Raw genomic sequence first — 23,941 nt, 5'->3', positions numbered from 1 at the left:
TCGCTTGACCCAGGCGCGTGTCACGCGCCTGGTTTTCCCTGAAACCCCTTGCCCTTTTTCACGGCTCCTACCTGGCTGCGGCATTTTTGTGCGCGTGCCACCGTGCTCAACCGTTTCCTGAGGTCTGTTTGTGATTTCACCGCGCAAGGAGGCGCGAACAACTGCTGTCACTCGCCTGATGTCAGATCACTCGACCTGCCGAAGGCTTCAGTCACACGGTTCCATTGCAATTTTCGGTCGAATGAGAGAACGCCATGTCTTCGCAAAAGCAAAAGAAGTCCAACCGCTCCGTCGCGCCTACGCGCATCCGTGAAGGCCTGCCATTCCCGCTGGGCGCCACCTGGGATGGCGTGGGCGTCAACTTCGCGCTGTTCTCGGCCAACGCCACCAAGGTCGAGCTGTGCATCTTCGACTCCACGGGCGAGAACGAGCTCGAGCGGATCGAGCTGCCGGAATACACCGACGAGATCTACCACGGCTACCTGCCGGACGCCCATCCGGGCATGGTCTACGGGTACCGCGTCTATGGGCCTTACGAGCCGCAGAACGGCCACCGCTTCAACCACAACAAGCTGCTGATCGACCCCTACGCCAAGCAACTGGTCGGCGAGCTGAAGTGGTCCGAGGCGCTGTTCGGCTACACCTTGGGCCACCCCGATGGCGACCTGAGCTTCGACGAGCGTGACAGCGCGCCTTTCGTGCCCAAGTGCAAGGTCATCGACCCTGCGTTCACCTGGGGCCGCGATGAGCGTGTGCAGATCCCTTGGGAGCGCACCATCGTCTACGAGGCCCATACGCGTGGCCTGAGCATGCGTCACCCGGACGTGCCGGAAAAAGACCGTGGCACCTTCGCAGGCCTGGGCAACGACCAGCTGCTCAAGCACATCAAGGACCTGGGCGTCTCGTCCATCGAGCTGCTGCCCATCCACGCCTACGTCAACGACCAGCACCTGCTGGACAAGGGCCTGAACAACTACTGGGGCTACAACAGCATCGCGTTCTTCGCGCCGCACCCGGAGTACCTGGCCAGCGGCAAGATCGCCGAATTCAAGGAAATGGTCGGGCGCGTGCACAAGGCCGGCCTGGAAGTCATCCTGGACGTGGTCTACAACCACACCGCCGAAGGCAACGAGCAAGGCCCGACGCTGTCCATGCGCGGCATCGACAACGCCTCGTACTACCGCCTGATGCCGGACGACAAGCGCTACTACATCAACGATTCAGGCACCGGCAACACCCTCGACCTCAGCCACCCCTGCGTGCTGCAGCTGGTGACCGATTCGCTGCGCTACTGGGCGAGCGAGATGCACGTCGATGGCTTCCGCTTCGACCTGGCGACCATTCTGGGCCGTTACCACGATGGGTTCGACGAGCGCCACAGCTTCCTCGTCGCCTGCCGCCAAGACCCATTGCTGCGTCAGGTCAAGCTGATCGCCGAACCCTGGGACTGCGGCCCGGGCGGTTATCAGGTCGGCCATTTCGCGCCGGGCTGGGCCGAGTGGAACGACAAGTTCCGCGACACCGTACGGGCCTTCTGGAAAGGCGACGAAGGCCAGCTGGCCGATTTCGCCGCGCGCCTGACCGCGTCGGGCGACATGTTCAACAACCGCGGACGTCGTCCTTACGCGTCGGTCAACTTCATCACCGCCCACGATGGTTTCACCTTGCGTGACCTGGTGTCGTACAACGACAAGCACAACGAGGCCAACGAGGAGAACAACCAGGACGGCACCAGCAACAACATCTCCTGGAACTGCGGCGCTGAAGGCGAAACCGACGACCCAGAGATCAAGGCGCTGCGCATGCGCCAGATGCGCAACTTCTTCTCCACCCTGCTGCTGTCGCAGGGCACGCCCATGATCGTCGCGGGCGACGAGTTCAGCCGTACTCAAGGCGGCAACAACAACGCCTACTGCCAGGACAGCGAGATCGGCTGGATCAACTGGGACCTAGACGAGGAAGGCACCGAGCTGCTGACCTTCGTCAAGCGCCTGACCAAGCTGCGCCGGACCTACCCGATCCTGTGCCGTTCGCGCTTCCTGGTCGGTGAGTACAACGAAGCCATCGGCGTCAAGGACGTCACCTGGCTGGCGCCGGACGGCAACGAGATGTCGGTCGAGCAGTGGGAAGACCCGAACGGCCGCTGCCTGGGCATGCTGATGGATGGGCGCGCTCAGGTCAGCGACATCGCGCGACCCGGTTCGGACGCTACCTTGCTGCTGATCGTCAACGCCCACCACGACACCGTGCCGTTCCAGTTGCCCGAAGTGCCTGAGGGCGAATACTGGAGCTGCCTGGTCGATACCGATCGCCCGACGTTGCGCAAGGCGCAGCGCCTGGAGTTCGGTTCGATGTTCGAGGTGACAGGGCGCTCGATGCTATTGATGGTCTTGCAGCGCGACGAGGACTGATGAACCGCGCCGCCCGGCGCGTGGAGCACCGGGCGGCGTCACTCAGTCTTCCAGTGGCTTGGGCGGCTTGGCAGGTACAGCAGGCTTGACGGGCTTGCCTGGCTTGGCCTCCTTCGCCGTGGTGGTGGCCGTGCTGGCCACCGGCTCTGGGGCCGACACTGCCTTCTCGCTGGCAGGTAGCCCATCCACGGCCTTGAACACGGCCTGCGCATCGAGCGCATCGGTGTTCTGCTCGTCCTTGAGCATGTGCTGTTGCCCATCCTTCCCGATCAGAATGACCTTGGTGCCCTTGCTGGCGCCCAGCTTCAATTCGCGGATCAGCGCCATGGTCGCCTGTTGTTCGAGGAACTTGTCGTCCCGCTTGCCGACCAGCCCGGCGATGCTGAACAGCACCAGGTTGCGCTCCTTGAACCCCGCCTGGGTCTCGGGCGCCTTGAGCGCCTCGTCCAGCCCCCTCAACGTGGGGTCCGCCGTGCTCGGCGCAATCACCACCAGCGGTCTCGACTTGCCCAGCTCGGCAGCCAAGGGTCCATCGTTGTTGGCCGCAAGTAGCGGCCCGGTCACGGCGAGCAACGTGGCGAAGGTCAACGACCGCGCTAGCATGGGTCTCTCCTTATGTATCCGTAACTAACAAGACTACAGTTCAAAGCGAAATGTCTGACACCAAAGCCTAAACCATTTGGCCGCTTGGCTCATGCCGAAATAGGTAACGGATGATCTCGCCTGTCTTGCAGCGTACCCGCTCACCCTGTCTCATCGAGCATAGCTCGTCGCCCGCTGACGTTCGAGGCCGGGTCACCCGCGCAGAGCGCTTGTTGGCAGCATGCAGTCAGAACAACGGCATCTGCTGCCCGGTCAGCGCCGTGAAGTCATCGTCCACGAACGGCAGGATGGCATCGGCGATGGGCTTGAGCTGACGTGACACGTAGTGCTCGTAGTCGATCGGCGAAGGGTGGTGCTCCAGCGGTTCAGGCCCGTTCAGTGTGATCAGGTAGCTGATCCAGCCTCCTTTCTTGTAGGCGCTGGGCCGTCCCAACCCGGCATGGTAGGCCTCGGCCAGGCGCGCGGCGCGCACGTGTGGCGGCACCGTGCGCTCGTAGTCTGCCAGGGGCCGACGCAGCCGCTTGCGATACACCAGCCGGTCATCGTGCTCGCCGGCCAGGGTCTGGCGCACGTATTCGCACACGTAGGCCTGGTAGGGTTGGCGGCGGAAGATCCGGCCGTACAGCTCGCGCTGGAACTCGCGCGCCAGGAGCGACCAGTCGGTGCGCACCGACTCCATGCCTTTGAACACCAGCGTGTCCTCGCCTTCGCCACGGCGCGTCAGGCCGGCGTAGCGCTTCTTGCTGCCCTCCTCTGCACCGCGGATGGTCGGCATCAGGAAGCGACGAAAGTGCGTGTCGACCTGCAGCTCCAGGGCGCTGTCGAGCTGCAGCGTCTGGCGCAGGTGATCGCGCCACCATTGGTTGATCTCGGTGACGAGCGTGTGCCCCAGGTCCATGGCCTCGTCTTCGTCGAGGGCCCGGCGCAGGCACACGAAGGTGGAGTCGGTGTCGCCATAGATCACCTCCAGGCCACGCGCCTCGATCAGCGCACGGGTCTGGTGCATGATCTGGTGCCCGCGCAGGGTGATGGACGAGGCCAGGCGTGCATCGAAGAACCGGCAACCGGGTGTGCCGAGCACGCCATAGAACGCGTTCATGATGATCTTCAGCGCTTGCGACAGCGGCGCGTTCCCGTCGCGCTTGGCCGCCTCGCGCCCTTGCCAGACACGCTCGACGATGCGCGGCAGGCAATGCTGGGTGCGCGAGAACCAGGCGTCGCGAAAGCCTTCCACCGCGTGCGTCGGGTCTGGGTGCGCCAGCCCCTCGATCAGCCCCACCGGGTCGATCAGGAAGGTCCGGATGATCGAGGGGTACAGGCTCTTGTAATCGAGCACCAGGACCGAGTCGTAGAGGCCGGGGCGCGAATCCATGACGAAACCGCCGGGGCTGGGCAGGTCCGGCTGGCTGCCGAGGTTGGGCGCAACGAAGCCCTGGCGGTGCATCGCCGGCAGGTACAGGTGACTGAACGCGGCGACCGAACCGGCACTGCGGTCCACGGGCAGCCCGGTCACCGTCGCGCGCTCGAGCAGAAAGGCCATCAGCCCGGTGTGGGCGAAGATCCGCGTGACCAGCTCGCAGTCCTTGATGTTGTAGCGCGCCAGGCCTGGCTTGTCTTCGGCGAACAGGCGATTGATCTCGTCCATGCGGTGGTAAGGGGTGGCGATGGCCTTGCCCTCCCCCAGCAAGGTGCGCGAAACGTTCTCCAGGCTGAAGGACGGGAAGTTCCAGGTCGCCGAGCGCAAGGCCTCAACCCCGTCGATCAGCAAGCGTCCTGCGGCGCTGATGCTGGCGTGCCCGTGCTGGCCCTGCTCGCGCACCTGCAGGGCGCTGCCGTCGCGGCCCATGCGCAAGGGCACCTGCAGGTTGACGGCGTGCTTGTGCAACAGACGCAGGTCGAACTGCACTACGTTCCAGCCGATGATCGCATCGGGGTCGTGCTCCTGCAGCCACTGGTCCAGGCATGCGATCAGCTCGGCGCGGGTGGCGCGGTAGATCAGCTCGACCGCCTGGTCGTCAGCAGGGCCGGTGGGCGGCCCGAGCATGTAGACCTGCCGTTGCCCGCAGCCCTCCAGCCCGATGCAGTAGAGCTCTCCCTGAGCGGTGGTCTCGATGTCCAGCGATACCACGCGCAGGGTCGGGCGGTAGTCGGGCTCGGGCCTGAGTACGGCGGCGTCCAGCGAGCCGTCGGCCCGAGGCGTGCCGGTGAAGCGCACGGGCGCGGTGATGAAACGCTCCATCAGGTAGCGCTCGGGGGGTTTGATGTCGGCCTCGAACACATCCACGCCCGCAGCCGTCAGGCGCTGTTCGAGGGCGAGCAGTTGTCGGTAGTGGCGGCAGTAGAGCCCGAAGACCGGGCGGCGGGCGAAGTCGCGCAGCGCGAGCGGCTTGAGTTCGACGCCTGGCTCATCGCCCACCACGGCCTGCACCCGGTCACGTTGCTCGAGCGGGATGAACGCGACCGATGTCTGGGGGGCCAGGCGTACGCAGCGTGGCCCGGCATCGGTGGCCAGCCAGAAGGTCACTTCGGTGCCCGCTGGCACGTCCTGCCAATGCCGCGTGAGGACGAAGCCTTGCTGCCATTCCACCCGTGCACCCTCGATTCGTCTGGCCTTGAATGAGGGTCAGTGTACGCGGGTCAGCCCCGGTCAACCGCGCTTTTTGACCCCGCCCTGGCGTGCCTTGAAACGCGGGTTGGACTTGCAGATCACGTAGAGACGACCGCGGCGCTTGACGACCTGGCAGTCGCGATGACGCAGCTTGGCATTCTTGAGAGAGGACAGCACCTGCATGATGACGCTCCTATTTATGTAATACTATTACATTACAGCGAATGCTTTGAGGTGCGCAAGGTCCAATCGAGTGTGCGGCGGGATCGCCCACGAGAACCTGCCCAGGAGGAGCGCTCCCATGTGTGGACGCGTGATTCAATACAGCGATACCCCTGCATTCGTCGCCGCGCTGGACTGGCCGCACGCCTGGCACGACACGTCCGAAGACTCCGTATCACCGCGCTTCAACGTGGCACCTGCCACGGCCGTCACCGTGCTACGCCAGGAGGAGGCGCGGGGATTGTGCGCCGAACGCATCACGTGGGGCTGGCGCCCGCACTGGGCGACGGACCGCGCCGCGCCGATCAACGCGCGGGCGGAGAAAGTCGCCCATGGCGCCTTCTTTCGTGCCATCTGGCCCCACCGGGCGATCACGCCGATCGATGGCTGGTACGAATGGGTCGACGAAGGCGGCCCGCGCAAGCAGCCCTACCTGATTCGGCGGCGCGACGGCCGACCGGCCCTGTGCGCGAGCATCGGGCGTTTCAAGGGCGATGAGCAGGACGGTTTCGTGATCATCACGGCCGACGCTCAGGGCGGCATGGTCGATGTGCATGATCGGCGTCCGGTGGTACTGGCCCCCGAGCTGGCACGTTCCTGGCTCGACCCGGCGCTGGAGGGTGAGCGCGCGGAACAGATGGCGCTGCACCTGGGCGAGCCTGCCGAGGCGTTCGAGTGGTACCGGGTGAGTCCTGCGGTGGGCAACGTGCGAAACCAGGGGCCTGAACTGATCCGCCCCCTCGAATGAGACCCGACCTGAGTCGGCCCTCGCACCGATCATCAGGCGCGTCGGCCTGTTCAGCAAATGCCAGGCGGGATGCCGTCCTTGTTGACGTCCTTCAACCGCTCGCGTTCTTCCTCGGTGGAATGTGCAGGCACGTCCTCGTGCTCGGGCTTCTCGGGCTGCTGCTCGTTCGTTTGTGGGTCTGTCATGGTGTGATCTCCAGAGTGGTCCTTGTTGGGCACTGGCAAGCGTGAACGGTTCAGTCCCGCGCAGGCACGCATCACTTCCGGTGAATGTAAAAATAAATTTCAGCGCGCTGAGGTTGTCACACGCTCCATCATTGGAAAAAGGAGCCACACCATGACGTTTTCGCGATTCTGCCAATGGCTGTCCAACCGTTCCGGCAGCTCAGGGACCTTCCTGCTTGCCTTGGCGCTGATCATCGTCTGGGCCACGACCGGCCCCTACTTCAACTACAACGACACCTGGCAACTGATCATCAACACCGGCACCACGATCATCACGTTCCTGATGGTCTTCCTGATCCAGAACACGCAGAACCGCGACAACGACATTCTTCACGTCAAGCTGGACGAACTGATTCGTGCCACCAAGGCCGCGGAAAACTCGGTGCTCGACCTGGAAACCATGAGCAGCCGTGAACTGCAGAAGTTGCGCAAGACCTACAGGGCCATGGCAGAGCAGCAGATCAGTGAGGCGCAGGAAGAAACAGGCAAGCAATCGGACGCGTAAGGGGTGATGGCAGGGGCATCGGGCGATGCCCCCTTGCCTGGTCATGCGGCATGTCCAGGCGGCAAGACAGGTCAGGAACCCCAGCCGATCGAGACGCCTGGGGTCTGTCGATGCTCTCAGCGGTTGGGGGTCGGGGTTTCGGTCCTGGCCGTCCCATTGTCCCGCTCGACCTGGGAGTCCTGATCGGAGCCAGGGTTGCCTGGTGGCGGCGTCCAGTCTTCCGGCTTCTCGCCGGTCCCTTGCTTGGGTTCGGAGCTGGCTTGCTCGATGCCCGAACCGTGTTCGTCGCCGGTGTCAGGCTCCGAAGGGCCTGGATAAGGTGCTGCCGGACCGTTGTTGTCTTTGACCATGATGACGCTCCTTCTTCACTGCAAAGTGGCTGAGTACCTACATGTGAGGGGGTTGCCACGGCAAAGTGTCCCGAGGGTCGATGAACGGTCATCACAGAGGGAAAGCATTGACACCATGGCGGCTGATCGAGCCGCAGCGTCCTATGAGACACAGCCTCCCAGAGCACCCGGCGCCGCTTCGTTCAAGTGTCGTCCGATCGGGCCGATACAGAGGCGACCCCTCATTTCCAAGGCCGGAACATGTTGACCCCCCTCCCCGTATCGAACCCGACCGCGCACAGCGCCCTTCAACTCGCCACGCCAACGCAGGCGCGCGATGCGGCGACCGAGCAGTCGCCGCCCACCAGCAGCGCGCGCCCTGAAGCGATCAAGGTCTCGTTCTCCGGCCTGGCCTTGCAGAAGTCGGCTGCGGCCCAGAAGGCTGCGTCGAATCGAGACATCGAGGAAAGCGGCTTGCCGGACACGACGCAGAAGATCCTGAAAATGATCCGTGAGCTGAAGCAGAAGATCGAGCAGAAGCAGGTCGAGTTGCAAGCGGTGATGACGGACCAGAGCCTGGACCCCCGGACCCGGCAACTCAAGGCCGCAGGCGTGCAGGCGGAACTGGGCTCACTGACGGCGGCGCTGACCACGGCCAACACGGCCCTGAACAAACAGGTCAAGGACGGCGTGCTTTCGGCCGAACAAGGTCAGCAGGCGGCCCTGCTCACCATGACATGAGACCGCAAGAGGGCGCGTGATTCCAGGGCCGCAACGCGTCATTCCCCTTCGCGGTCGCGATCTTCGCAGGCGTCGTGCAGAACGGAAGCCGTTGATTCACGCCCCCGGTCCTGCCCTTCATGGCGCAGCCGCCCGCGGCGTTGCTCCATCTCCTGCGTCGTGGCCTCGCCTTCGGCGAACTGCATCCATTGCTCGAAGGCCTGACGATGGGTGCTGACGACCTCCTGCCATTGAACATCGGGAAGGTGGCCATAGGCTACATGCTTCATGGTGTCCGTCACGACCTCATTCAGTTGCTTGATCAACTGATACGCCTCGAACTGTGCCGCTTCGTCTTTTGGCGACATGACATCGAATCCCTGGAAAAAAGTGTTTTTACAACTGGTTATGCGGGTGACCTGATGTGGGATGTCATGGTTCAGAGAAAAGTCGCTGGCCCGATGAGGGGAACTAATGACAGGGGCGCTCATGATTCGGACACGGCGGTCTCTTCATCAAGCGCCCTGGCAGGGCTTCGGGTCGCTGAGGCGGCGCGCGTCAACGCGCTTTGCTCAGCGTGCCGTACGGGTCAGCTTGAGCAGCCCGCCGTCGTACCAAGGCAACCCGAGCGCGCCGTCCGCGCCGACGAAGAAGGCAGGGTCTTCCTCGCCCATCGGCCCCCAGTTGCCCGACCCGCACCGTACGCTGTAGGGCGTGGCGCGTGACAGCCCGAGCTTGTCGAGCCTGGCCTGGACGTCCGCGTCAGGCGCGACGGTCAGTTTGCGGAAGGTGGGCTGCTTGCAGGCATCCTCGGCACTGTCTGCCGGCACCCAGGTCAGGGCCTCCGGCGTGAAGCTGGCCTGCTTGCCCATCAGGGTGGGGTCATCGTCCTGCAACGCTTGCACGCCGGTATCCGAGACGGCCACCCCCGTCACCTTCCAGTCGCCCTGGAAGGTCGAGATCAGCTGCGCTGCGTTGGTTTTCGCGGAGGTATTGGCATCACACCCCGCCAAGACCAGCGCCAACAGGGAAAATGATGCACTTCTCATGGAGAGTTTCATGGCCGCCTCTTTTGAATGATGGAAACATCGTGACCTTCGACGCGCATGCGCCGGCCCCCTGAATGGGATGACCTGCTTGAGACTGTCGCCGCAAAAACAGGTTCAGGGTGCCAGGCAGTGGGTCTATGCTCGGTGTACTGCCGCACCGGATCGAACGGGGTGCGACAAGTGCCGTGAGACCGCCCCGACCTGCAAGGATGCCGATGAATACCACGACCCTGTTGCTGTTTCTACCCGCGTGCTTCGCGCTCAACCTGGCCCCAGGGCCCAACAATCTTCTCTCGGTCAGCAACGCCACGCGACACGGATGGAGTTCCTCCTGTGTAGCAGGACTGGGCCGCCTGCTGGCCTTCGCGCTGATGATCGCGCTGGCCTCGGCAGGGCTGGCCGTGGTCTTGCAGACGTCAGAGGCGGTTTTCCAGGTCATCAAGCTGGTCGGTGGGGCCTACCTGCTCTACCTGGCCTATCGGCTGTGGCACGCACAGGTCGCCATTGAGCCTGGTTCAGACGATCGTGCGGGCAGTGGCCTGTGGACGCTGGCCAGGCAGGAATTCTTCGTGGCGGCAGGCAACCCCAAGGCCATCCTGATCTTCACGGCGTTTCTACCCCAGTTCATCGACCCTGCGCAGGGGGCCGGCCATCAGTTCGCCCTGCTGGGCGGGCTGTTCCTGACCCTGGAAGCCGTGGCCATCGCAGGCTATGCCTACCTGGGGCTGCACTTGCAACGCTGGCTGCGCGAGCCCAGTGCGCATCGACGCTTCAACCGTGGCTGTGCGGCGCTGCTGGCGTTGGCGGCCTCGCTGCTGCTGACCGCGCGACGCGCCTGACGCCCGTGCATCTCAGGATCGCGCGTCGACAGGACCGGCCTCTGCCTCGGCGCGCAACGCGCGATCGAGCAGATGCCGCTGAAGCGCAGCGTCCGGCTGCTCGCCGCCGAACAACGTTCTGAAAATCAAGGGCGCCACCAGACCATCCATCAGCGTGTCGATCGAAGGCGCGGGCTCACCTCGCGCCTGGGCGCGCTCGAGCAGAAGCGTCAGCCGCTCGCGGGTCGGTTCGGTGCACCGCACGGGGCACCCCATGTCAGTCGCCGTCAGCGCATCGCGCAGCATCGCCTGTCCCGGTCGGGACACCAAGTCATCGACATAGCGCTCCAGCCAGATCAGCAGATCCCCACGCAAGTGACCGGTGTCTTCAGGGGGCGCATCGGGCTGCAGCCGCTGCAGATCGACATCGGCCAGCAGGCTCGACAGGTTGCCCCAGCGACGGTACAGGGTCGAAGGCGTCACGCCAGCGCGGGCGGCGATCAGCGGGACGGTCAGCGCGTCGCGAGGCTGCTCGTCGAGCAACGTGCGAACCGCTTCGTGGATGGCCTGCTGCACCCGGGCACTGCGGCCGCCGGGGCGAGAGTGTTTGATCGTCATGGCGGCATGATACCTCACCACTAAAGCTAATAAATTGCTTTTGCAGAAAGAACCTCTTACCCTCTAACGCAATTTATTAGCTTTAGTGGTGATGCAATGACACGTTCTCGCTTCGAGGCCACTGGGCGTTTGGCCTTGCTGGGCGCCCTGCTCTTCACGTTCATGGCCGCGTCCAGCGCCCCTACGCCTTTGTATGCCCGCTATCAACAGGCGTGGGGGTTCTCGACGTTCTGGCTGACCTGGGTGTTCGCGGTCTATGCCTTTGCGCTGCTTGCCGCGCTGCTGGTGGGCGGTCGGTTGTCCGACCACCTGGGGCGTCGCGTCGTCATCCTGGCTGCGGTCGGGATGGAGGCCGGCGCGCTGGTGCTGTTTCACCAGGCCCACGGGCTGGTCGACCTGATCCTGGCCAGGGCCCTGCAAGGGTGGGCCACCGGCATTGCCACCAGCGCGCTGGGCGCAGCGCTGCTGGACAGCGATCCACGGCGCGGCCCTTGGCTCAACAGCCTGGCGCCGTTGCTGGGCATGACCGCCGGGGCATTGGGCTGCGGCCTGCTGGTGACCTTCGCGCCTGCACCGCTGCAACGGGTCTACCAGGTGTTTTTCGGCGTCTTCCTGCTGCTGGGCCTGGGGCTGTCGAGGTGGCCTGACGTGCTGCCCCCTCGGCCCGGCCTGCTGGCTGCCCTGCGGCCGCAGCTAGCGGTGCCGCCCCAGGCGCGTGCGATGCTGTGGCGCGTGCTGCCGGTGGAGTTGGCGGTCTGGGCCATCAGCGGCTTCTACCTGTCCCTGATGCCCGGCTTGATCAAGACGGCGACAGGGACCACCTCGGTGCTCGTCGGCGGCGCAGTCGTGGCAGGCCTGACATTGAGCGGTGCGGCCTGCCTGCACGGGTTGAGGCACTGGCCTTGCGAACGCCTGCTGCGCCTGGGCAGCGGCGCGCTGTGCGCCGGCCCAGGGGTGCTATGGCTGGCCGTGGCAGGCGGTCATCTCTCACTGTTCGTGCTCGGCACCCTGATCACCGGCATCGGCTTTGGCAGTGGCTTTCTGGGCGCCACGCGCAGCCTGTTTCCCCTGGCCGAGCCTGACCAGCGTGCGGGTTTGCTGGCCGCGTTCTATGCGCTCAGCTACCTGGCGTTCTGCGTACCGGTCTTGCTGGTCAGCGTCGCCGTGTCCTGGCTGGGCCTGGCGGGGGCGGCGCAGCTGTACCTGGCGGGCATCGTGCTGCTGGCGCTGCTGGGCGGCTGGACGCTGACGACGCCTCACCTCCCCCGTCATGCCTGAAGCGGCACGCCGACGCCTGGCTACCGACTTGCCTACAGCGCGCCGTTTTCGTACGGTGCGCGGTCACTGATTCGTGTTCATCGGGAAGCTCACGACAGCCATCGCTCTCGCCTTGGCATGGAAGCACTGATGAATGCACTGGCGCGAGCGCTGAAGGATGTTCGATTTTTTGACGGATCTGTTCAAACGCTACAAAGGGCGCAAGCGACCCGCAGCCTCGACGACGTCCGGTACGGGCCATGTGTCCGACGTACCCCCGCCTGCCAGCCTCGCCCCGCTCGTCTTGCTGCAGGACACGTGCGAGCCTACGCGCTCGAGTGCGGCATGTGACCCGGGGCACGCTGGCAGCTACGACAGTGGCAGTTCATCGGGCGACAGTGGCGGCTCGAGCGATGGCGGGGGCAGCTCGAGCTGCGATTGAGGATCCGCCTGCCACGTGCGACGCGTTCAATCAGGCAGGCAGACCCGCACTCGGTGATCGTCCAGGTCCAGCGCCACGAACGTCAACCCGAACACCGCCTCGTGCAGCGGCTGCTCGATCCGCACGCCCCGTTCCGTCCACTGGTGGTAAAGCGCTTCCACCTGCGCTCGTGTCTCCACCAAGAACGCGACCTCGCTGCGATGACCACTGCCGCCGCTTCTGAAATCACGGGCCGCGAGGGACCATAACCCCAGCGCCGTGCCGTCATTCAACGCAAAGGACACGTAGCTCGGGAACACCGACTGCGCGCTCGCCCCCAACAGCCTTTCGTAGAACACACCGCTGGCCTGTGGATCGCGTACGTACAACAGAATCAGATGCTGGCTTCTCATGACATCTCCTTGCTTGAAGAAGCCAGGAGGCTATTCGACACTGCTGACAGAAACTGTCAGCATCCGCGCATGACTCGAGCCGAACGCCTTCTCGCCCTGGTGCGCCTGCTGCGTACGCACCGCTATCCTGTGGCGGGCCAGCAGCTCGCCCAGTCGCTCGCCATCAGCCTGCGTACGCTGTACCGCGACATCGCCACTTTGCAGGCCCAAGGGGCGGACATCCGTGGCGCGCCAGGCCTGGGCTACGTGCTGCATCCCGGCTTCGCCCTCCCGCCCTTGATGTTCACCGAGCACGAACTCGAGGCACTCATGCTGGGGATGCGCTGGGTCGCACGGCGCGCCGACCCTGCATTGTCTCAAGCGGCCCATGATGTGCTGGCCAAAGCCGAAGCCGTGCTGCCACCCGGTGGCGCCGAGCGCTTGAACCGAACGGCGCTGTTCGCCGTCGGGGCCGGGCCGAGTGCCCACCCGGCGTTCGACACCCACGTCTTGCGTGACGCTATTCGCAGAGAGCGGAAAGTCAGGCTGTCGTACCGAAGTGCAGCGCCCGCGTATCGGTGCGTGTCGTCAGGCCCTTGGGCATCGGCTACTTCGACCAGGCGGACATCCTGGCGGCCTGGTGCGAGTCCCGGCAGGACTTCAGGCATTTCAGGCTGGATCGCATTCAGGCGTTGACGCTGCTCGATGAAGGGTTCGAAGGTCAGGGGGGGCTGGTTGTTGAGGCGGTGGCGCACGGCGGGGTTGGCGGCCGTGCCGTGAGCGAAGATGAGGGACGGTCGAAACAGCGCCTGGCTCCGTCAGAGGTCTTTCTCGCCCTTGTGGTCCACGCCCTTATGGTCGTCCTCGATGTCGTGGTCGACGCCAGGCGGCGAGCAACCAGACAACACCCGTCGCCAGCACCCAAGGCCACCGGCTTGCCGGGTTCGAGAGCATCCCTACCAGCGCAAGCAGGATCAGCACCACACCCGCCCAACGCTTGCGCCTCGGTGTGAACCATCGCTGGAACGCTCTGTGCTTTTCTTGCAAACGCATTGCTCGCGCTCCTACCTGGCCAGCGACGCAGCATATCACTCACCCTGGCAGACATTGCCCTACCCCGTACCGATCCTCGGCCATGAGGCCATACGCTTGAGGCGAACATCATGTGTCTTCCCACGCAGAGGTTCGTCCAATCAACAATCATCACGGTGTGAGGTGACTCATGAGAACAGGATTTTCAGCACTTGGCATGGTGATCATGGTGCTCGCGGGCTGCTCGCACTACTCGGGCAGCTACCCCGGCGGCTCTGCCAACTCGATGGCGTGCGATGCCTCCCCGCCCAATCAACCGGGTTGTTACGAACGATCGACGGGTGAGAAAGGCCTGATCAACCGACTGGTCGATGCGGTTCGCGAATCGCGTTGAGGCTGGATTATTCAAGAGCGCAGCACGCTCTGAAACGTTCGTTTTGCGTACGCTGGGGCGTGCTGTCTGCGGCCTGGGCTTCATGAGTGAAGGAACAACGCTCAGGTCTCGACAAGGGCCGGCCTTTCAAGGAGAACCCTCAATGGGCAAGGATGCACCCAACGTCAGATGGCCCACACTCATTGCCATATTGGGACTGGTCGTGACGCTCTCTGGCGGCGCCATGACATGGTATGCGACGTATCAATCGACCCAGCAAGCGGCTTCGGAGAGCTGCATAAGGCGCGTGGATGCGCAGGAAACGCTCATCCGGGAAAAAGCCGAATCGCTCTTGGCAAGCATTGCGGCGATGGGCAGTCAATCACAAGCGCCGCACCTGACGCTGGAAGGCTTCCACGTGCTGGGCCAGGATATCCTGGACAAGGCCATGCGCTTGACGGCGTACGCCCCAAGCGAACTGGCGGTCGAAACGTTCAAGTTGGCCAGGGTGATACAGCTTGGGCTGATGGCCCGAACTCCGGAAGAGAAGCTTGCCTCCATCGAGCAAGCGAGTACAGCCATGTCGGGTTGGCCCAGGGCCTATTTCGAGCTGATGGACAGATACAATGAAAGGCGTGCGGCGTGTTTGCGGTGATCGAAAGCGGAGTGATGCAGCCTTATGGTTAGAAGCGCATGCTTTACGACTGGATCAAGAAAAGCCCCGCGGACCACGCTCTGCGGGGCTTTGGAATCTAGAAGCCGAGATCGGAATCGAACCGGCGTAGACGGATTTTCAATCCTCTACGTGAATCACCGCTTCGTGCAGTCTTGGGGGCAATTCAGTCCGAAACATCAGTCATTCTTGCGGGCTGCACGCCAGAGGCTACAAGGGCCGCGACTTTTGTTTCGGGACGCATTCCAAGTGTTCAAACTCTGTTCGACTGCTGTGACAGAAGCAAAAATCATCGACCCCAGGCACCAGACAGACCTAGCATCTGACCTTCCACAGCTGATCTATCCGCGTCGTATAGGATGGGCTCATCATCGCTTGCCTCATTGCCCATTCCGGTGCTGCCGGCACGCTTGCCGCACGCACCGTGCCCCGCCCCCAGCGCCCATTGATGGTGTCCATCACCCCCATCAATCGATCACACGCCACCGACTGTGTCGGCGCGAACAAGTCCCCTGAACACTCGCCAGGCTGCCTCAAATCCATCAACAGCACCTCCGCCTTGCTGTACCGACAGCCTGGCCTGTAGAGACGCGCGACCGCCTCCGTGGCCAGGCTCGTCATCAACAACGTGTCACAGGTCGGGTACGGCAACTCCACCAGCACGCCCTGGGCATGGCGCACCTCGTCCAGATTGAACAGGCCGGTACGGATACTCACGCGCATGCGCTTGCAGACAGAGCCTTGCGCGCGCAGCTTCTCGGCAGCGCGGGCGACGTAGGTGGCCACTGCCTGCTTGATCGGCGCCAGTGTCTCCAGGCGTCGACCGAACATCCGGCTGCAGCAGATCTCCTGCTTTGGCGGCTCGGTCTCATCCAACGCCAGGCACGGTGTGCCGGTCAGCTCGCGGGCGGTCTTCTCGACGACCACGCTGAATGTCTGGCGCAGCGTCCGGGCGTCGGCACGGGCCAGGTCCATGGCGCTCTTGATGCCCATGCCCTGCAGGTGCGCGGTCATGCGCCTGCCGATGCCCCATACCTCTTCGACTGCGGTGTTGCGCAGCACCCAGTCACGCTTGAAGGGATCGCAGATGTCGACCACTCCGCCAGTGTGCGACAGCAGGCGCTTGGCAGTGTGGTTCGCCAACTTGGCCAGGGTCTTGGTCGGCGCGATGCCGACGCCCACGGGTATGCCGGTGCACTGGAGCACCCGGGCCCGCACGCGACGGCCGAACCGAGTCAGGTCCTCGGTGATGCCCGTCAAATCGGCGAAGCATTCATCGATGCTGTACACCTCGGTCGCAGGCACCATGGCCTCGATGGTGCACATGACCCGTTCGCTCATGTCGCCATACAACGCATAGTTGCTGCTGAACGCGATGATGCCATGCCTGCGCAGCCTCGACTTGACCTGAAAGAACGGCTCACCCATCTTCACGTAGGGCTTGGCCTCGGAAGACCGGGCGATGACACACCCATCGTTGTTGCTCAGCACCACAATGGGCACCTTGGCCAAGTCGGGCCGGAAAACGCGCTCGCAGCTCGCATAGAACGCGTTGCAGTCGATCAGCGCAAATACCTGATCACTGCGCATGATCGCGCACGCTATAGCGCACCACACCCCAGATCACCAGCTCATCGCCTTCCAGAATGTAGCGGTCGGCATAGGCTGGGTTTTCGGATTTCAGCACCACGACCCCATCGCGACGGTACAGACGCTTGCACACCGGTTCGCTGTTCACCGCCGCGATGACGATATCGTCGTGCTCGGCTTCACGACCACGATCGACGATCACCAGGTCGCCGGAGTAGATGCCCGCGCCCTGCATACTGTCCCCCTCGACCTTCACCAGGTAGACGTGGGGGGCACGGATGGCGAACAGCTCGTCCAGCGAGATGTGACCTTCCAGGTGGTCAGCCGCCGGCGACGGGAAACCGGCCGGCACCTGGAAGGAATAGAGAGGCAGTTTGGTGGTGCCGCCGGTTGGCGTACCTAGGTAGGTGATGGTCATGGTGAAGGTCCGGTGGAGGGTCTGTATGCATATACAGTAAATAGCGTGATGGGCCTTCGGTCAATTGCGCGCGAGATAACTTTGGACGAACGAACACCTTCAGAGGGGTGCGCTGATCGTGTCGATTACGGCGCCTGAATCGAGCTGTGCCGCTCTAGCGCGCCCGTTCAATGGGCTGCGATAGTCTAGAAACGTTGGCCAAGCGCAGCAGGCTCCCAGTCCATGATTACCCGTTCGCCTGTGACCTCGGCCTTGTCCACGCACTGATGGCCGTCGAGTAGCGGATGTGCAGCCGCTGCATGTGGAAGCCCTCGAACACTTGACGGATGTTCGGATGGTCGTTGATGCTGACCATGACCTTGCCCTTGCACCGACGTATGAAGATGCACTCTTCGAGGTGGTTCTGGACGACGCGGTAGAGTGTCACCAGGTCGCCGTTGAGGTCGTTGAGCACCCCGACCGGCGCCGGTTGCGGCCGCATGAAGAAGAGCGCAGCGCCGCCGACGAAGGCCTCGACCTAGCCTTCATGGGGAGGGAAAAGAGGATGAGCCTGTCGGCCCAACGGCGCTTGCCGCCCATCCAGGGAACGATTGGATTGGTCATGTCAGTCAGGATTGGCTGTGACCCTACCCGCTGGCTCTCTTGGTGCTCAAAGGTGGGTTCGGAAATGTTGAGGGTACCACGCAAGCATGCAGCGGCGAGGCTGGAAGCAAGCATATCGCACTGCCAAGCCAGCCTAGCCATTGAACGTCATCCAAGTACACTGACGACGGGGCCATTCTGATGGTTGTCGTACGAGAATTACAAACAATCGGAGGGTAGATGGAAGGCATGTTTTTCAGCGACGGGGCGACACTGCTCCGTACAGTGGTTATCGGCACCCTCGCGTACCTCAACTTGGTAGTACTTCTGCGGATATCGGGGAGGCGAACGCTTTCCAAAATGAATGCCTTCGATCTGGTTGTGACGGTGGCGCTGGGCTCCACCTTCGCCACCATACTGCTCAATCGAGATGTTTCGTTGGCGCAAGGGACCCTCGCACTGGCGCTGCTCGTCATGCTCCAATACGGGGTTACGTGGTCAAGCGTCAGAGTACGTTGGGTACGCAAGGCGGTAACGGGTGAGCCCGCGCTATTGTTTTACCAAGGTAGATTTCTCAAGAACGCTATGCGTAAGTCGCGGGTCACTGAGGATGACATACGATCAGCAGTTCGAGGGAGCGGTAGCGGCTCTCTCGCACGAGTAGATGCGGTAGTTCTCGAAACCGACGGTAGTTTTAGCGTCGTTCAGTCTGATGCTGGTGAGCTTTCAGCTCTTGAGGGTGTCAACAAGCCGGAGCTTTGATGAATGAGCGACACGGCACACAGTAGAGGATTACCTGTGGGTCGCTCAGAACAAGACAGACAAGAAGCTTCGCATCCGACGCCATGTCCAATGGTGAACTGACCGACCTTGGCGCCTTCATCGAGGCACTGTTTGAGCGGCATAAACTGCAAGGCGTGCGCAACTCACGCCTCATCACCAACGATTCAGGTTTGCGGATGAGCTGGGAAATGCTGAGGAATCGTTTTAGTGAGGCGCGAGATAAAGCGGCTCGCAAGCTGATCGCCGATGACAACATCGACCTAGCCACCAAGGTCCGGCCGTTTCAGTTCCGCGATATTCGACCGAATGTCGGCGCGAACAAGTCCCCTGAACACTCTTCAGGCTGCCTCAAATCCATCAACAGCACCTCCGCCTTGCTGTACCGGTAGCCTTGCCTGTAAAGGCGGGCAACCGCCTCCGTGGCCAGGCTCGTCATCAGCAACGTGTCGCAGATCGGGTACGGCAACTCCACCAGCACGCCCTGGGCATGGCGCACCTCGTCCGGATTGAACAGGCCAGTACGGATACTCACGCGCATGCGCTTGCAGACCGAGCCTTGCGCGCGCAGTTTCTCGGCGGCGGGCGACGTAGGTGGCCACTGCCTGCTTGATCGGCGCCAGCGCCTCCAGGCGTCGACCGAACATTCGGCTGCTGCAGATCGCCTGCTCTAGCGGCTCGGTCTCATCCAACGCCAGGCACGGTGTGCCGGTCAACTTGAGGGCGGTCGTCTCGACGACCATGCTGAATGTCTGGCGTAGCGTCCAGGCGTCGGTCTGGGTGCGCCCATTGGTAGTACTTGATGCAGCCGGGCCAGGACAAACGTTCAACGTAAGCACCAGCAAGACACTGCCAGGCTTCCGCAGGCTTCCTCGATGCGCAACCCGTTGATCGTCAGCAACGTGATGGGGGCTCGAACTCGTCGTCTGACGTTATGGCAACTGGCATTATTGTCAGTAGCCACGCGTTGAAATGCAGGGATAGGCTCAACGTTGACAAGTGCAGCTAAGCATTTGTTGCGCATCAGCGCCCTCGCATACAGGAGCCGTATCACATGGCAACTAAAGAAATTCGCATTTCACTCGAAGAAATCGATGGCGATACCAGCCCTGAAGTATTGATCGAGTCCTACGCTGGAAAAGAACTGGAGTTCTCCATTTCGGTCTCTTCTTCACGGAAAGACGGCACCTACGATAAGGTTAACGGCAGTGGAGACGCTAACGCAGATGGTGAAATTGACGAAAAAGACAAAGACGCATACTGTAATTTTGCTCAAGCAGCATATGATCTTCTAAAGTAATCTTGACGACTGCAGGAGGTGGGGGGTGTTGACCCCCACCTCCCACTCGTTTTTCATCACTACATTTTCAGTAAGATAAGAAGGCCATTACCGAGCAGCTCAAGGCTAGAAGAGATTAAGGGCGCGCTCTGGGGCATGGCAAGTAAGACCCTTGTTTGGGCACTACTAAACAAGCATGGAAGAGCGCGCCATAACCAGCCCCACATAATGATCGAGTTTTGGAACTCATGCCGAAAAGTTTCGGAACGCTTGGCTTTCTGACGCCCAAAGAAAACCCCGCAGACCAAGATCTGCGGGGCTTTCGAATATGGAGGCCGAGGTCGGAATCGAACCGGCGTAGACGGATTTGCAATCCAGTACGGGCCTGTTATTTTGTTGGACCATTTCGTTCAAGACCCCGAATTCAAAGGATTTTGCTTAACCCCAATGCTTTTCAATTCATCATGGTTTGGGACATTCAGTGTCCCCAAATTGTCCCACGGCGTAAAAGTCCCCAGTCAGGCCTGCCGTTCCAGCCTTGAACGTCCATCACCGGGCCACGTCGACCAACTTGAGCAGATCCGCTGACGGGCAATCACCGGCTGGCGGGTGCGCCCCATCCTGTATCACTGCACAGGAAGCGTGGCCGTGCCGCCGTGCAGTTGGTAGTCAGTCGCGGCTTTCATCTGTGCCTCGTAAATTAGGCGCAGTCGGTCGACCGTTGCTGCTGGGTCGCCGCGCTCCTTCGACTCCCGATAAGCACGGTGGGCATCCTTGGCCTGGTGGTATAGCGGGTGGTCCGGCATCATAGGTCCATCGCTCATCATGACAGCTCTCTGATGAAGGTCAGGGCAGTATAGCCAGCCACTATCCACTGGGATTAACTGCCTGCGAACGCCTGCCCTGTCCCTCAAACTCTACCTTTTTCGGCCACAAATCGCTTGATCTAGCATACTTGCGCTAGTTAAGTACGAGCTACTCCGATTATTTGCCTATTCACCACCCCACTCCAGATTGATCGGAACTTCGCCGACTAACTGGATCTGATAAGGAGCAGCCGGTGTGTGTGTTTGAATTATGTTAAGGAGTTCTGTGGCACGCTCTGCCAATTCTGATCTATGGATTGAAGCGTTAGCATCGTACGTATCATCCCATCCCTTTACAGTACCTGCAAAAGTAGCATGATTCCCCACCTTAGTAATTTCACCTTCAACTTTTAGAGTGATATTTCCAAGAAAAGCCCCAGTTATTATAGAATCCTCTTCGGTTGAATAGGCAATCTTGTCAATATATAAACCAGTAACCCCCTGACCTGCAGATTCCATAGCGTTTTGAATTTGGGGAAAATCACTTACCTCAAAGTCTAACCCTAGATTGTTCAAATTTGTCCACATGGGGGTACCACCACCCATGAATGAATGATAAAGAGCTGCAACAGGCGTATACACCCCTCCTGAAAGCTCACCATCTGAGCTACTTATAATCTCTGCATAAGGGGTATTTGCCCAAATCGCATCCCCAATAGACTTCAAACCTTTGGCAATCATATAGTCTGCAATAGTGGCTTTTTCAAAAGCGTCTCTTGCCTCATACTCATTCCAAGAAAGTGCAGAGTTGAGTGCGCTTTTCCAGTCGCCTTGCTTGTACATGTCGGCACGAAAATATTCGTCTGCCTGTTGCTGCATCAGAAGCCAATAACCTGCCGACTGGGCCATCATGTCGTAAGCTTGATTCGGGCTTAGGCCCATGGAACCAAAATAAGGAGACTCCGCACCAACATAGCTAGGAGGAAGAACGATAGCCATAAAAATCCCTTTTATTGATACTCAGAACTTATTAATTCGGGTTAATCAAAGTCAGCATCGTAAACGCATCGCTATAGAAACCCTTGCAGCACCTTACACAGAAAAAGCAGCAGTGCAAACCACAAATCTAGAATTTATTTACTAAATTTATATGCACCTCATTCGTTAGCTCGCCCCCTAACTTTCCCGTTTCACTACAAAAATAACAGCCCAGACTTTTCGGAAGGACTGCTCATTCAGTCTAAAGCTACCAACTTATGACTAGAACTTTAGTGCAACCCTAACTAACTTAATCATTATTTTTTGGAGATAGGGACGCATATTCCAGCTCACACTCTTCGCCCGCTATTCGGGCCTTGTCATACGCTTTCGCCAGCTCTCCCGTTCTTTTCCACGCCCTTCAGCCCGCTGGGCAGCTTAACCTCGGGGATCAGCCGGGAGACCAGGCCCATCATCGAACGCAGCGAGTCGCGCACCCAGTGCTCGTACTGGGCCCGTGCGGTGTAGTTCTGGTAGAGGTAGGCGTTGGCCACGCCGTCTTGCTTCTCCGCCTCGACCATACCGCTGGGCTTGGGCAGCTTCCGCTGGTTGGCTTGATTGCGCACTCGCCTTCCAGGGCATCGTCCATCATCCGACACTCGTCGATATGAGCGTCGTAGTCTGGGTGGGTAGATTGAACAGGCATTACGCCAAACCTCCGATGCGGCGAGTGCCGGCCGACTGGCTCTTGATAGGGTACCGCTTGGCGATAAAGTAGCCGGCGGCGTCGTTCATGTGGTCGTGGCCCTTCTTCGGATCCTTGTCCGGCACGCCGTTCTTGTCGTAGGTCTGCCGCTCCAGGCACTGCGTGAGCTTCGGGCACTGGTCGATGTTGACCTTCAGGCGCCGCTCGCCGTAGGTGTTGAGGAACATGGCGTTGACCGCGTTGACTTGGTCCTTCACGCCGGGGTTCTGCGAGTCGACCACCACGGTGAAGCCTGCCTTCTTCAGCAGGGAGATGTCCGACTCGCTGGCGTTCTTGCTGCTGGTGTTCTGACCGCTGGCGTCCGGGTAGACCGAGACGCCGTGACCTGGGAACCGGGCTTGGATCTTCTCGATCATCTCCGGCGTGTCGCGCACTGTGTGGAACTCGTCGAGCGCCAGCGGTAGACCGTCACGCACGACGTACACCACCGCGCTCATCTTCATCACGTTGAAGTCCATGCCGATGTGCAGCGTCTCGCCCGGCTTGATGCGTTCGCTGGTGCTGCACTCGTTGCGGTCGAAGGTGTAGTAGACGACCCCGGCGTAGTTCTCGAACCCGGCCTCGTATTCCTGGCGGAACGTACGCGGGTCCATCTTGCGCCGGGCCGCGTCCAGCTCCTCTGCCGGGACGTTGCCACCCTGCAGCGAGGTGTACTGCCAGCTCTTGTGGTCAGGCTCCCCACCTGGCTGACCATCGCGGTAGGTGTCGTAGCAATGGTTGAAGCCTTTGGGTGTGCCGATCCGCAGCGCATGGCCGCCCTTCCTCGACTCGCCTGTCTGGGGGATCGTGTACTGGCAGGTCGAGAGCATTGGGCGCAGCACTTCCTCCCATGCCGCCCACGGGCAGTCGGCCCACTCATCCACCAAGACGAAGAACAGGCCGGAGCCGCGCAGGTTGTCGTAGTTGTCCAGGCCGACCACGCGCATGATGGGGCCGGACTTGAGCGTGATCGAGCATTCGGTCTCGTTCGGACGGGCCGCGCGCCAGGCTTCTGGGATAGCCTGCTTCAGGCGACGCCAGAACACGCGCTTGGCCTGCTTGAACGTTGGCGCGCCGTACCAGATCTCGTCCTCGACGCTGACACCCCACTCAGCAGCCAGGCGCGCCGCGCGGCGCATCTCTGCTTTGCCTAGGAAGGTCTTGCCGAAACGCCGGCCGCACACCGCATCCCGGAAGCGGGCTTGCGGCTGGAAACCCCACACGTAGATGTTCGCCTGCTTCGGCGTCAGCTTCACCGGCGGGTCATAGGTACGGGGTAGTCGGGACATTCTCGTCTGGCTCCAGCGTGTACTCAGCAACGGCGTGCTGCTGGTCCGCCTGGGAGCCCAGGGGCTTGTCGGGTTCGATTTTGCGGTTGACGTACATGTCGCCGCATTCCTTGGCGGCCTGCTCGTACAGCTGGGCAGTCAATGCCAGGTTGCGCATGTTCTCGGCCTTCTCAGCCATGCGGCCAAGGCCACGGAGGCGGAACGCTCTGTTGGCGATCGGTATGTCTGCTATCTCTTCGCGGAAGCGCCTGCGGGTATCCTCGAACAGGACAACCCATCGCTTGGCCAGGCCCTTCCCGGAGTACTTGGTGGGATCGTGCGTTTCCACCTGCTGGCGGGTCACGGTGATGCTGAATTCTCTCTGGACGGCCTCTACCACCTGTGAAGGCGTGTCGAAGCACGCCAAGGCTTGAACGATAAAGGCCTTCACGTCGTTGCTGAGGGCTGCCATAGGCTTTCATCCGTCCAGAG

At 61.6% G+C, this 23,941-nt stretch carries 30 protein-coding genes and 2 pseudogenes; 13 read left to right on the top strand and 19 right to left on the bottom strand.

What is annotated here, in order from left to right; genetic code table 11:
- Positions 1–254 precede the first annotated feature (254 nt).
- Positions 255–2,411 carry a glycogen debranching protein GlgX gene (gene glgX / locus G7Z99_RS09885; protein WP_181093518.1) on the top strand — a complete coding sequence of 719 codons (2,157 nt, stop codon included), beginning with the start codon at positions 255–257 and terminating at the stop codon, positions 2,409–2,411.
- A 42-nt stretch (positions 2,412–2,453) separates the two neighbouring features.
- On the opposite strand, the gene G7Z99_RS09880 is transcribed toward glgX, so the two are convergent.
- From G7Z99_RS09880 to ykgO, 3 genes are all read right to left on the bottom strand, one after another.
- Positions 2,454–3,014: a DUF4174 domain-containing protein gene (locus tag G7Z99_RS09880; RefSeq protein WP_181093517.1), complete on the bottom strand. Its 561-nt coding sequence runs from the start codon at positions 3,012–3,014 to the stop codon at positions 2,454–2,456.
- A 226-nt stretch (positions 3,015–3,240) separates the two neighbouring features.
- Complete coding sequence (locus tag G7Z99_RS09875; RefSeq protein ID WP_181093516.1) at positions 3,241–5,601, bottom strand: DNA polymerase II; 2,361 nt, start codon at positions 5,599–5,601, stop codon at positions 3,241–3,243.
- Between the two features lie 60 nt (positions 5,602–5,661).
- Positions 5,662–5,805, bottom strand: a complete 144-nt coding sequence (gene ykgO, locus G7Z99_RS09870) for a type B 50S ribosomal protein L36 (protein WP_060393971.1) — start codon at positions 5,803–5,805, stop codon at positions 5,662–5,664.
- A 118-nt stretch (positions 5,806–5,923) separates the two neighbouring features.
- Here ykgO and G7Z99_RS09865 point away from each other — a divergent pair, with 118 nt between their 5' ends.
- A complete protein-coding gene (locus G7Z99_RS09865; protein WP_181093515.1) occupies positions 5,924–6,592 on the top strand; it encodes an SOS response-associated peptidase in 669 nt (222 codons plus the stop codon).
- Between the two features lie 50 nt (positions 6,593–6,642).
- Here the strand turns inward: G7Z99_RS09865 and G7Z99_RS19865 are convergent, their stop codons facing one another.
- Positions 6,643–6,777 carry a hypothetical protein gene (locus G7Z99_RS19865; protein WP_258196996.1) on the bottom strand — a complete coding sequence of 45 codons (135 nt, stop codon included), beginning with the start codon at positions 6,775–6,777 and terminating at the stop codon, positions 6,643–6,645.
- A gap of 151 nt (positions 6,778–6,928) precedes the next feature.
- Here G7Z99_RS19865 and G7Z99_RS09860 point away from each other — a divergent pair, with 151 nt between their 5' ends.
- Entirely contained in the window at positions 6,929–7,321 is a 393-nt protein-coding gene (locus G7Z99_RS09860; RefSeq protein WP_181093514.1) for a low affinity iron permease family protein, read from the top strand.
- A gap of 116 nt (positions 7,322–7,437) precedes the next feature.
- Here G7Z99_RS09860 and G7Z99_RS09855 read toward each other — a convergent pair whose 3' ends face one another.
- A complete protein-coding gene (locus G7Z99_RS09855) occupies positions 7,438–7,671 on the bottom strand; it encodes a hypothetical protein (protein ID WP_181093513.1) in 234 nt (77 codons plus the stop codon).
- A gap of 240 nt (positions 7,672–7,911) precedes the next feature.
- Here G7Z99_RS09855 and G7Z99_RS09850 point away from each other — a divergent pair, with 240 nt between their 5' ends.
- The gene (locus G7Z99_RS09850; RefSeq protein ID WP_258196995.1) at positions 7,912–8,391 is read left to right on the top strand and encodes a hypothetical protein; all 480 of its coding nucleotides are present in this window, start codon (positions 7,912–7,914) and stop codon (positions 8,389–8,391) included.
- Between the two features lie 38 nt (positions 8,392–8,429).
- Here G7Z99_RS09850 and G7Z99_RS09845 read toward each other — a convergent pair whose 3' ends face one another.
- Entirely contained in the window at positions 8,430–8,738 is a 309-nt protein-coding gene (locus G7Z99_RS09845; protein WP_181093512.1) for a hypothetical protein, read from the bottom strand.
- Positions 8,739–8,942: 204 nt separating this feature from the next.
- Positions 8,943–9,419, bottom strand: coding sequence for a hypothetical protein (locus G7Z99_RS09840; RefSeq protein WP_258196994.1), 477 nt, complete (start codon positions 9,417–9,419; stop codon positions 8,943–8,945).
- 215 nt (positions 9,420–9,634) lie between these two features.
- Between G7Z99_RS09840 and G7Z99_RS09835 the strand changes: the two genes are divergently transcribed.
- Entirely contained in the window at positions 9,635–10,258 is a 624-nt protein-coding gene (locus G7Z99_RS09835; RefSeq protein WP_181093510.1) for a LysE family translocator, read from the top strand.
- A 12-nt stretch (positions 10,259–10,270) separates the two neighbouring features.
- Here the strand turns inward: G7Z99_RS09835 and G7Z99_RS09830 are convergent, their stop codons facing one another.
- Entirely contained in the window at positions 10,271–10,855 is a 585-nt protein-coding gene (locus G7Z99_RS09830; protein WP_181093509.1) for a TetR/AcrR family transcriptional regulator, read from the bottom strand.
- Positions 10,856–10,951: 96 nt separating this feature from the next.
- Here G7Z99_RS09830 and G7Z99_RS09825 point away from each other — a divergent pair, with 96 nt between their 5' ends.
- Positions 10,952–12,133, top strand: a complete 1,182-nt coding sequence (locus tag G7Z99_RS09825; protein ID WP_181093508.1) for an MFS transporter — start codon at positions 10,952–10,954, stop codon at positions 12,131–12,133.
- Positions 12,134–12,580: 447 nt separating this feature from the next.
- Here G7Z99_RS09825 and G7Z99_RS09820 read toward each other — a convergent pair whose 3' ends face one another.
- Complete coding sequence (locus tag G7Z99_RS09820) at positions 12,581–12,946, bottom strand: VOC family protein (RefSeq protein ID WP_181093507.1); 366 nt, start codon at positions 12,944–12,946, stop codon at positions 12,581–12,583.
- Here G7Z99_RS09820 and G7Z99_RS09815 point away from each other — a divergent pair.
- The 4 genes from G7Z99_RS09815 to G7Z99_RS09805 all read left to right on the top strand — a co-directional run bounded on the left by G7Z99_RS09815 (position 12,932) and on the right by G7Z99_RS09805 (position 14,985).
- The gene (locus tag G7Z99_RS09815) at positions 12,932–13,621 is read left to right on the top strand and encodes a helix-turn-helix transcriptional regulator (protein WP_219854151.1); all 690 of its coding nucleotides are present in this window, start codon (positions 12,932–12,934) and stop codon (positions 13,619–13,621) included. The two genes, G7Z99_RS09820 and G7Z99_RS09815, sit on opposite strands and share 15 nt — an antisense overlap.
- Positions 13,504–13,938 carry a helix-turn-helix transcriptional regulator gene (locus G7Z99_RS20135; RefSeq protein ID WP_375139144.1) on the top strand — a complete coding sequence of 145 codons (435 nt, stop codon included), beginning with the start codon at positions 13,504–13,506 and terminating at the stop codon, positions 13,936–13,938. Before G7Z99_RS09815 ends, G7Z99_RS20135 begins: the two co-directional genes overlap by 118 nt.
- 209 nt (positions 13,939–14,147) lie before the next feature.
- The gene (locus tag G7Z99_RS09810; RefSeq protein ID WP_181093506.1) at positions 14,148–14,351 is read left to right on the top strand and encodes a hypothetical protein; all 204 of its coding nucleotides are present in this window, start codon (positions 14,148–14,150) and stop codon (positions 14,349–14,351) included.
- A 142-nt stretch (positions 14,352–14,493) separates the two neighbouring features.
- On the top strand, positions 14,494–14,985 hold the full coding sequence (locus tag G7Z99_RS09805; protein ID WP_181093505.1) for a hypothetical protein: 492 nt from the start codon (positions 14,494–14,496) through the stop codon (positions 14,983–14,985).
- A 333-nt stretch (positions 14,986–15,318) separates the two neighbouring features.
- Here the strand turns inward: G7Z99_RS09805 and umuC are convergent, their stop codons facing one another.
- From umuC to G7Z99_RS09790, 3 genes and pseudogenes are all read right to left on the bottom strand, one after another.
- Positions 15,319–16,593, bottom strand: coding sequence for a translesion error-prone DNA polymerase V subunit UmuC (umuC, locus tag G7Z99_RS09800; RefSeq protein WP_181093504.1), 1,275 nt, complete (start codon positions 16,591–16,593; stop codon positions 15,319–15,321).
- Positions 16,583–17,011 carry a LexA family protein gene (locus G7Z99_RS09795; RefSeq protein WP_181093503.1) on the bottom strand — a complete coding sequence of 143 codons (429 nt, stop codon included), beginning with the start codon at positions 17,009–17,011 and terminating at the stop codon, positions 16,583–16,585. Before G7Z99_RS09795 ends, umuC begins: the two co-directional genes overlap by 11 nt.
- Positions 17,012–17,196: 185 nt before the next feature.
- Positions 17,197–17,614 (bottom strand): annotated as a pseudogene (locus G7Z99_RS09790) (DNA adenine methylase).
- A 219-nt stretch (positions 17,615–17,833) separates the two neighbouring features.
- On the opposite strand from G7Z99_RS09790, the gene G7Z99_RS09785 reads away from it, so the two are divergent.
- Together G7Z99_RS09785 and G7Z99_RS09780 are read left to right on the top strand one after the other, a co-directional pair.
- Positions 17,834–18,355, top strand: a complete 522-nt coding sequence (locus G7Z99_RS09785; protein WP_181093502.1) for a DUF421 domain-containing protein — start codon at positions 17,834–17,836, stop codon at positions 18,353–18,355.
- Between the two features lie 83 nt (positions 18,356–18,438).
- Positions 18,439–18,765: a hypothetical protein gene (locus G7Z99_RS09780; protein WP_258197002.1), complete on the top strand. Its 327-nt coding sequence runs from the start codon at positions 18,439–18,441 to the stop codon at positions 18,763–18,765.
- On the opposite strand, the pseudogene G7Z99_RS09775 reads toward G7Z99_RS09780, so the two are convergent.
- Positions 18,690–19,152: pseudogene (locus G7Z99_RS09775) on the bottom strand (DinB/UmuC family translesion DNA polymerase); the annotation flags it as partial. The gene G7Z99_RS09780 and the pseudogene G7Z99_RS09775 sit on opposite strands and share 76 nt — an antisense overlap.
- A gap of 275 nt (positions 19,153–19,427) precedes the next feature.
- On the opposite strand from G7Z99_RS09775, the gene G7Z99_RS09770 reads away from it, so the two are divergent.
- Positions 19,428–19,673 (top strand): hypothetical protein, encoded by a 246-nt coding sequence (locus G7Z99_RS09770; RefSeq protein ID WP_181093501.1) that lies wholly within the window; start codon positions 19,428–19,430, stop codon positions 19,671–19,673.
- A gap of 605 nt (positions 19,674–20,278) precedes the next feature.
- On the opposite strand, the gene G7Z99_RS09765 is transcribed toward G7Z99_RS09770, so the two are convergent.
- The 6 genes from G7Z99_RS09765 to G7Z99_RS09745 form a co-directional block, all read right to left on the bottom strand.
- Positions 20,279–20,476 carry a hypothetical protein gene (locus G7Z99_RS09765; RefSeq protein WP_181093500.1) on the bottom strand — a complete coding sequence of 66 codons (198 nt, stop codon included), beginning with the start codon at positions 20,474–20,476 and terminating at the stop codon, positions 20,279–20,281.
- A gap of 168 nt (positions 20,477–20,644) precedes the next feature.
- Entirely contained in the window at positions 20,645–21,457 is an 813-nt protein-coding gene (locus tag G7Z99_RS09760) for a lipid II-degrading bacteriocin (RefSeq protein WP_181093499.1), read from the bottom strand.
- 289 nt (positions 21,458–21,746) lie between these two features.
- Positions 21,747–21,833: a hypothetical protein gene (locus G7Z99_RS19860; protein ID WP_308812289.1), complete on the bottom strand. Its 87-nt coding sequence runs from the start codon at positions 21,831–21,833 to the stop codon at positions 21,747–21,749.
- On the bottom strand, positions 21,817–22,062 hold the full coding sequence (locus G7Z99_RS09755; protein ID WP_258196993.1) for a hypothetical protein: 246 nt from the start codon (positions 22,060–22,062) through the stop codon (positions 21,817–21,819). The genes G7Z99_RS19860 and G7Z99_RS09755 overlap by 17 nt, the downstream gene beginning before the upstream one ends.
- Positions 22,063–22,141: 79 nt before the next feature.
- On the bottom strand, positions 22,142–23,470 hold the full coding sequence (locus G7Z99_RS09750; RefSeq protein ID WP_181093498.1) for a phage terminase large subunit family protein: 1,329 nt from the start codon (positions 23,468–23,470) through the stop codon (positions 22,142–22,144).
- On the bottom strand, positions 23,445–23,921 hold the full coding sequence (locus G7Z99_RS09745) for a DUF2280 domain-containing protein (protein WP_181093497.1): 477 nt from the start codon (positions 23,919–23,921) through the stop codon (positions 23,445–23,447). Before G7Z99_RS09745 ends, G7Z99_RS09750 begins: the two co-directional genes overlap by 26 nt.
- Positions 23,922–23,941: the final 20 nt, after the last annotated feature.

The sequence above is a fragment of the Pseudomonas entomophila genome (genome assembly GCF_013523165.1).
GTDB classification, from domain to species: Bacteria; Pseudomonadota; Gammaproteobacteria; order Pseudomonadales; family Pseudomonadaceae; genus Aquipseudomonas; species Aquipseudomonas entomophila_A.
The sequence above is the reverse complement of the archived record's forward strand: the minus strand, read 5'-3'. Positions and strand labels throughout refer to the sequence as shown.

Bases quoted from the DNA above. Each gene is read 5' to 3' on its own strand.
- G7Z99_RS09745 (WP_181093497.1), bottom strand. From the start codon at position 23,921: ATGGCAGCCCTCAGCAACGACGTGAAGGCCTTTATCGTTCAAGCCTTG.
- G7Z99_RS09845 (WP_181093512.1), bottom strand. From the start codon at position 8,738: ATGTCGCCAAAAGACGAAGCGGCACAGTTCGAGGCGTATCAGTTGATC.
- G7Z99_RS09865 (WP_181093515.1), top strand. From the start codon at position 5,924: ATGTGTGGACGCGTGATTCAATACAGCGATACCCCTGCATTCGTCGCC.
- G7Z99_RS09765 (WP_181093500.1), bottom strand. From the start codon at position 20,476: ATGAGCGATGGACCTATGATGCCGGACCACCCGCTATACCACCAGGCC.
- G7Z99_RS09810 (WP_181093506.1), top strand. From the start codon at position 14,148: ATGAGAACAGGATTTTCAGCACTTGGCATGGTGATCATGGTGCTCGCG.
- G7Z99_RS09780 (WP_258197002.1), top strand. From the start codon at position 18,439: ATGTCCAATGGTGAACTGACCGACCTTGGCGCCTTCATCGAGGCACTG.
- G7Z99_RS09815 (WP_219854151.1), top strand. From the start codon at position 12,932: ATGCTGGCTTCTCATGACATCTCCTTGCTTGAAGAAGCCAGGAGGCTA.
- G7Z99_RS19865 (WP_258196996.1), bottom strand. From the start codon at position 6,777: ATGACAGACCCACAAACGAACGAGCAGCAGCCCGAGAAGCCCGAGCAC.
- G7Z99_RS09750 (WP_181093498.1), bottom strand. From the start codon at position 23,470: ATGTCCCGACTACCCCGTACCTATGACCCGCCGGTGAAGCTGACGCCG.
- G7Z99_RS09795 (WP_181093503.1), bottom strand. From the start codon at position 17,011: ATGACCATCACCTACCTAGGTACGCCAACCGGCGGCACCACCAAACTG.
- G7Z99_RS09820 (WP_181093507.1), bottom strand. From the start codon at position 12,946: ATGAGAAGCCAGCATCTGATTCTGTTGTACGTACGCGATCCACAGGCC.
- ykgO (WP_060393971.1), bottom strand. From the start codon at position 5,805: ATGCAGGTGCTGTCCTCTCTCAAGAATGCCAAGCTGCGTCATCGCGAC.
- G7Z99_RS09805 (WP_181093505.1), top strand. From the start codon at position 14,494: ATGGGCAAGGATGCACCCAACGTCAGATGGCCCACACTCATTGCCATA.
- G7Z99_RS09770 (WP_181093501.1), top strand. From the start codon at position 19,428: ATGGCAACTAAAGAAATTCGCATTTCACTCGAAGAAATCGATGGCGAT.
- G7Z99_RS09785 (WP_181093502.1), top strand. From the start codon at position 17,834: ATGGAAGGCATGTTTTTCAGCGACGGGGCGACACTGCTCCGTACAGTG.
- G7Z99_RS09830 (WP_181093509.1), bottom strand. From the start codon at position 10,855: ATGACGATCAAACACTCTCGCCCCGGCGGCCGCAGTGCCCGGGTGCAG.
- glgX (WP_181093518.1), top strand. From the start codon at position 255: ATGTCTTCGCAAAAGCAAAAGAAGTCCAACCGCTCCGTCGCGCCTACG.
- G7Z99_RS09860 (WP_181093514.1), top strand. From the start codon at position 6,929: ATGACGTTTTCGCGATTCTGCCAATGGCTGTCCAACCGTTCCGGCAGC.
- G7Z99_RS09855 (WP_181093513.1), bottom strand. From the start codon at position 7,671: ATGGTCAAAGACAACAACGGTCCGGCAGCACCTTATCCAGGCCCTTCG.
- G7Z99_RS09835 (WP_181093510.1), top strand. From the start codon at position 9,635: ATGAATACCACGACCCTGTTGCTGTTTCTACCCGCGTGCTTCGCGCTC.
- umuC (WP_181093504.1), bottom strand. From the start codon at position 16,593: ATGCGCAGTGATCAGGTATTTGCGCTGATCGACTGCAACGCGTTCTAT.
- G7Z99_RS09840 (WP_258196994.1), bottom strand. From the start codon at position 9,419: ATGAGAAGTGCATCATTTTCCCTGTTGGCGCTGGTCTTGGCGGGGTGT.
- G7Z99_RS09850 (WP_258196995.1), top strand. From the start codon at position 7,912: ATGTTGACCCCCCTCCCCGTATCGAACCCGACCGCGCACAGCGCCCTT.
- G7Z99_RS09760 (WP_181093499.1), bottom strand. From the start codon at position 21,457: ATGGCTATCGTTCTTCCTCCTAGCTATGTTGGTGCGGAGTCTCCTTAT.
- G7Z99_RS09880 (WP_181093517.1), bottom strand. From the start codon at position 3,014: ATGCTAGCGCGGTCGTTGACCTTCGCCACGTTGCTCGCCGTGACCGGG.
- G7Z99_RS09825 (WP_181093508.1), top strand. From the start codon at position 10,952: ATGACACGTTCTCGCTTCGAGGCCACTGGGCGTTTGGCCTTGCTGGGC.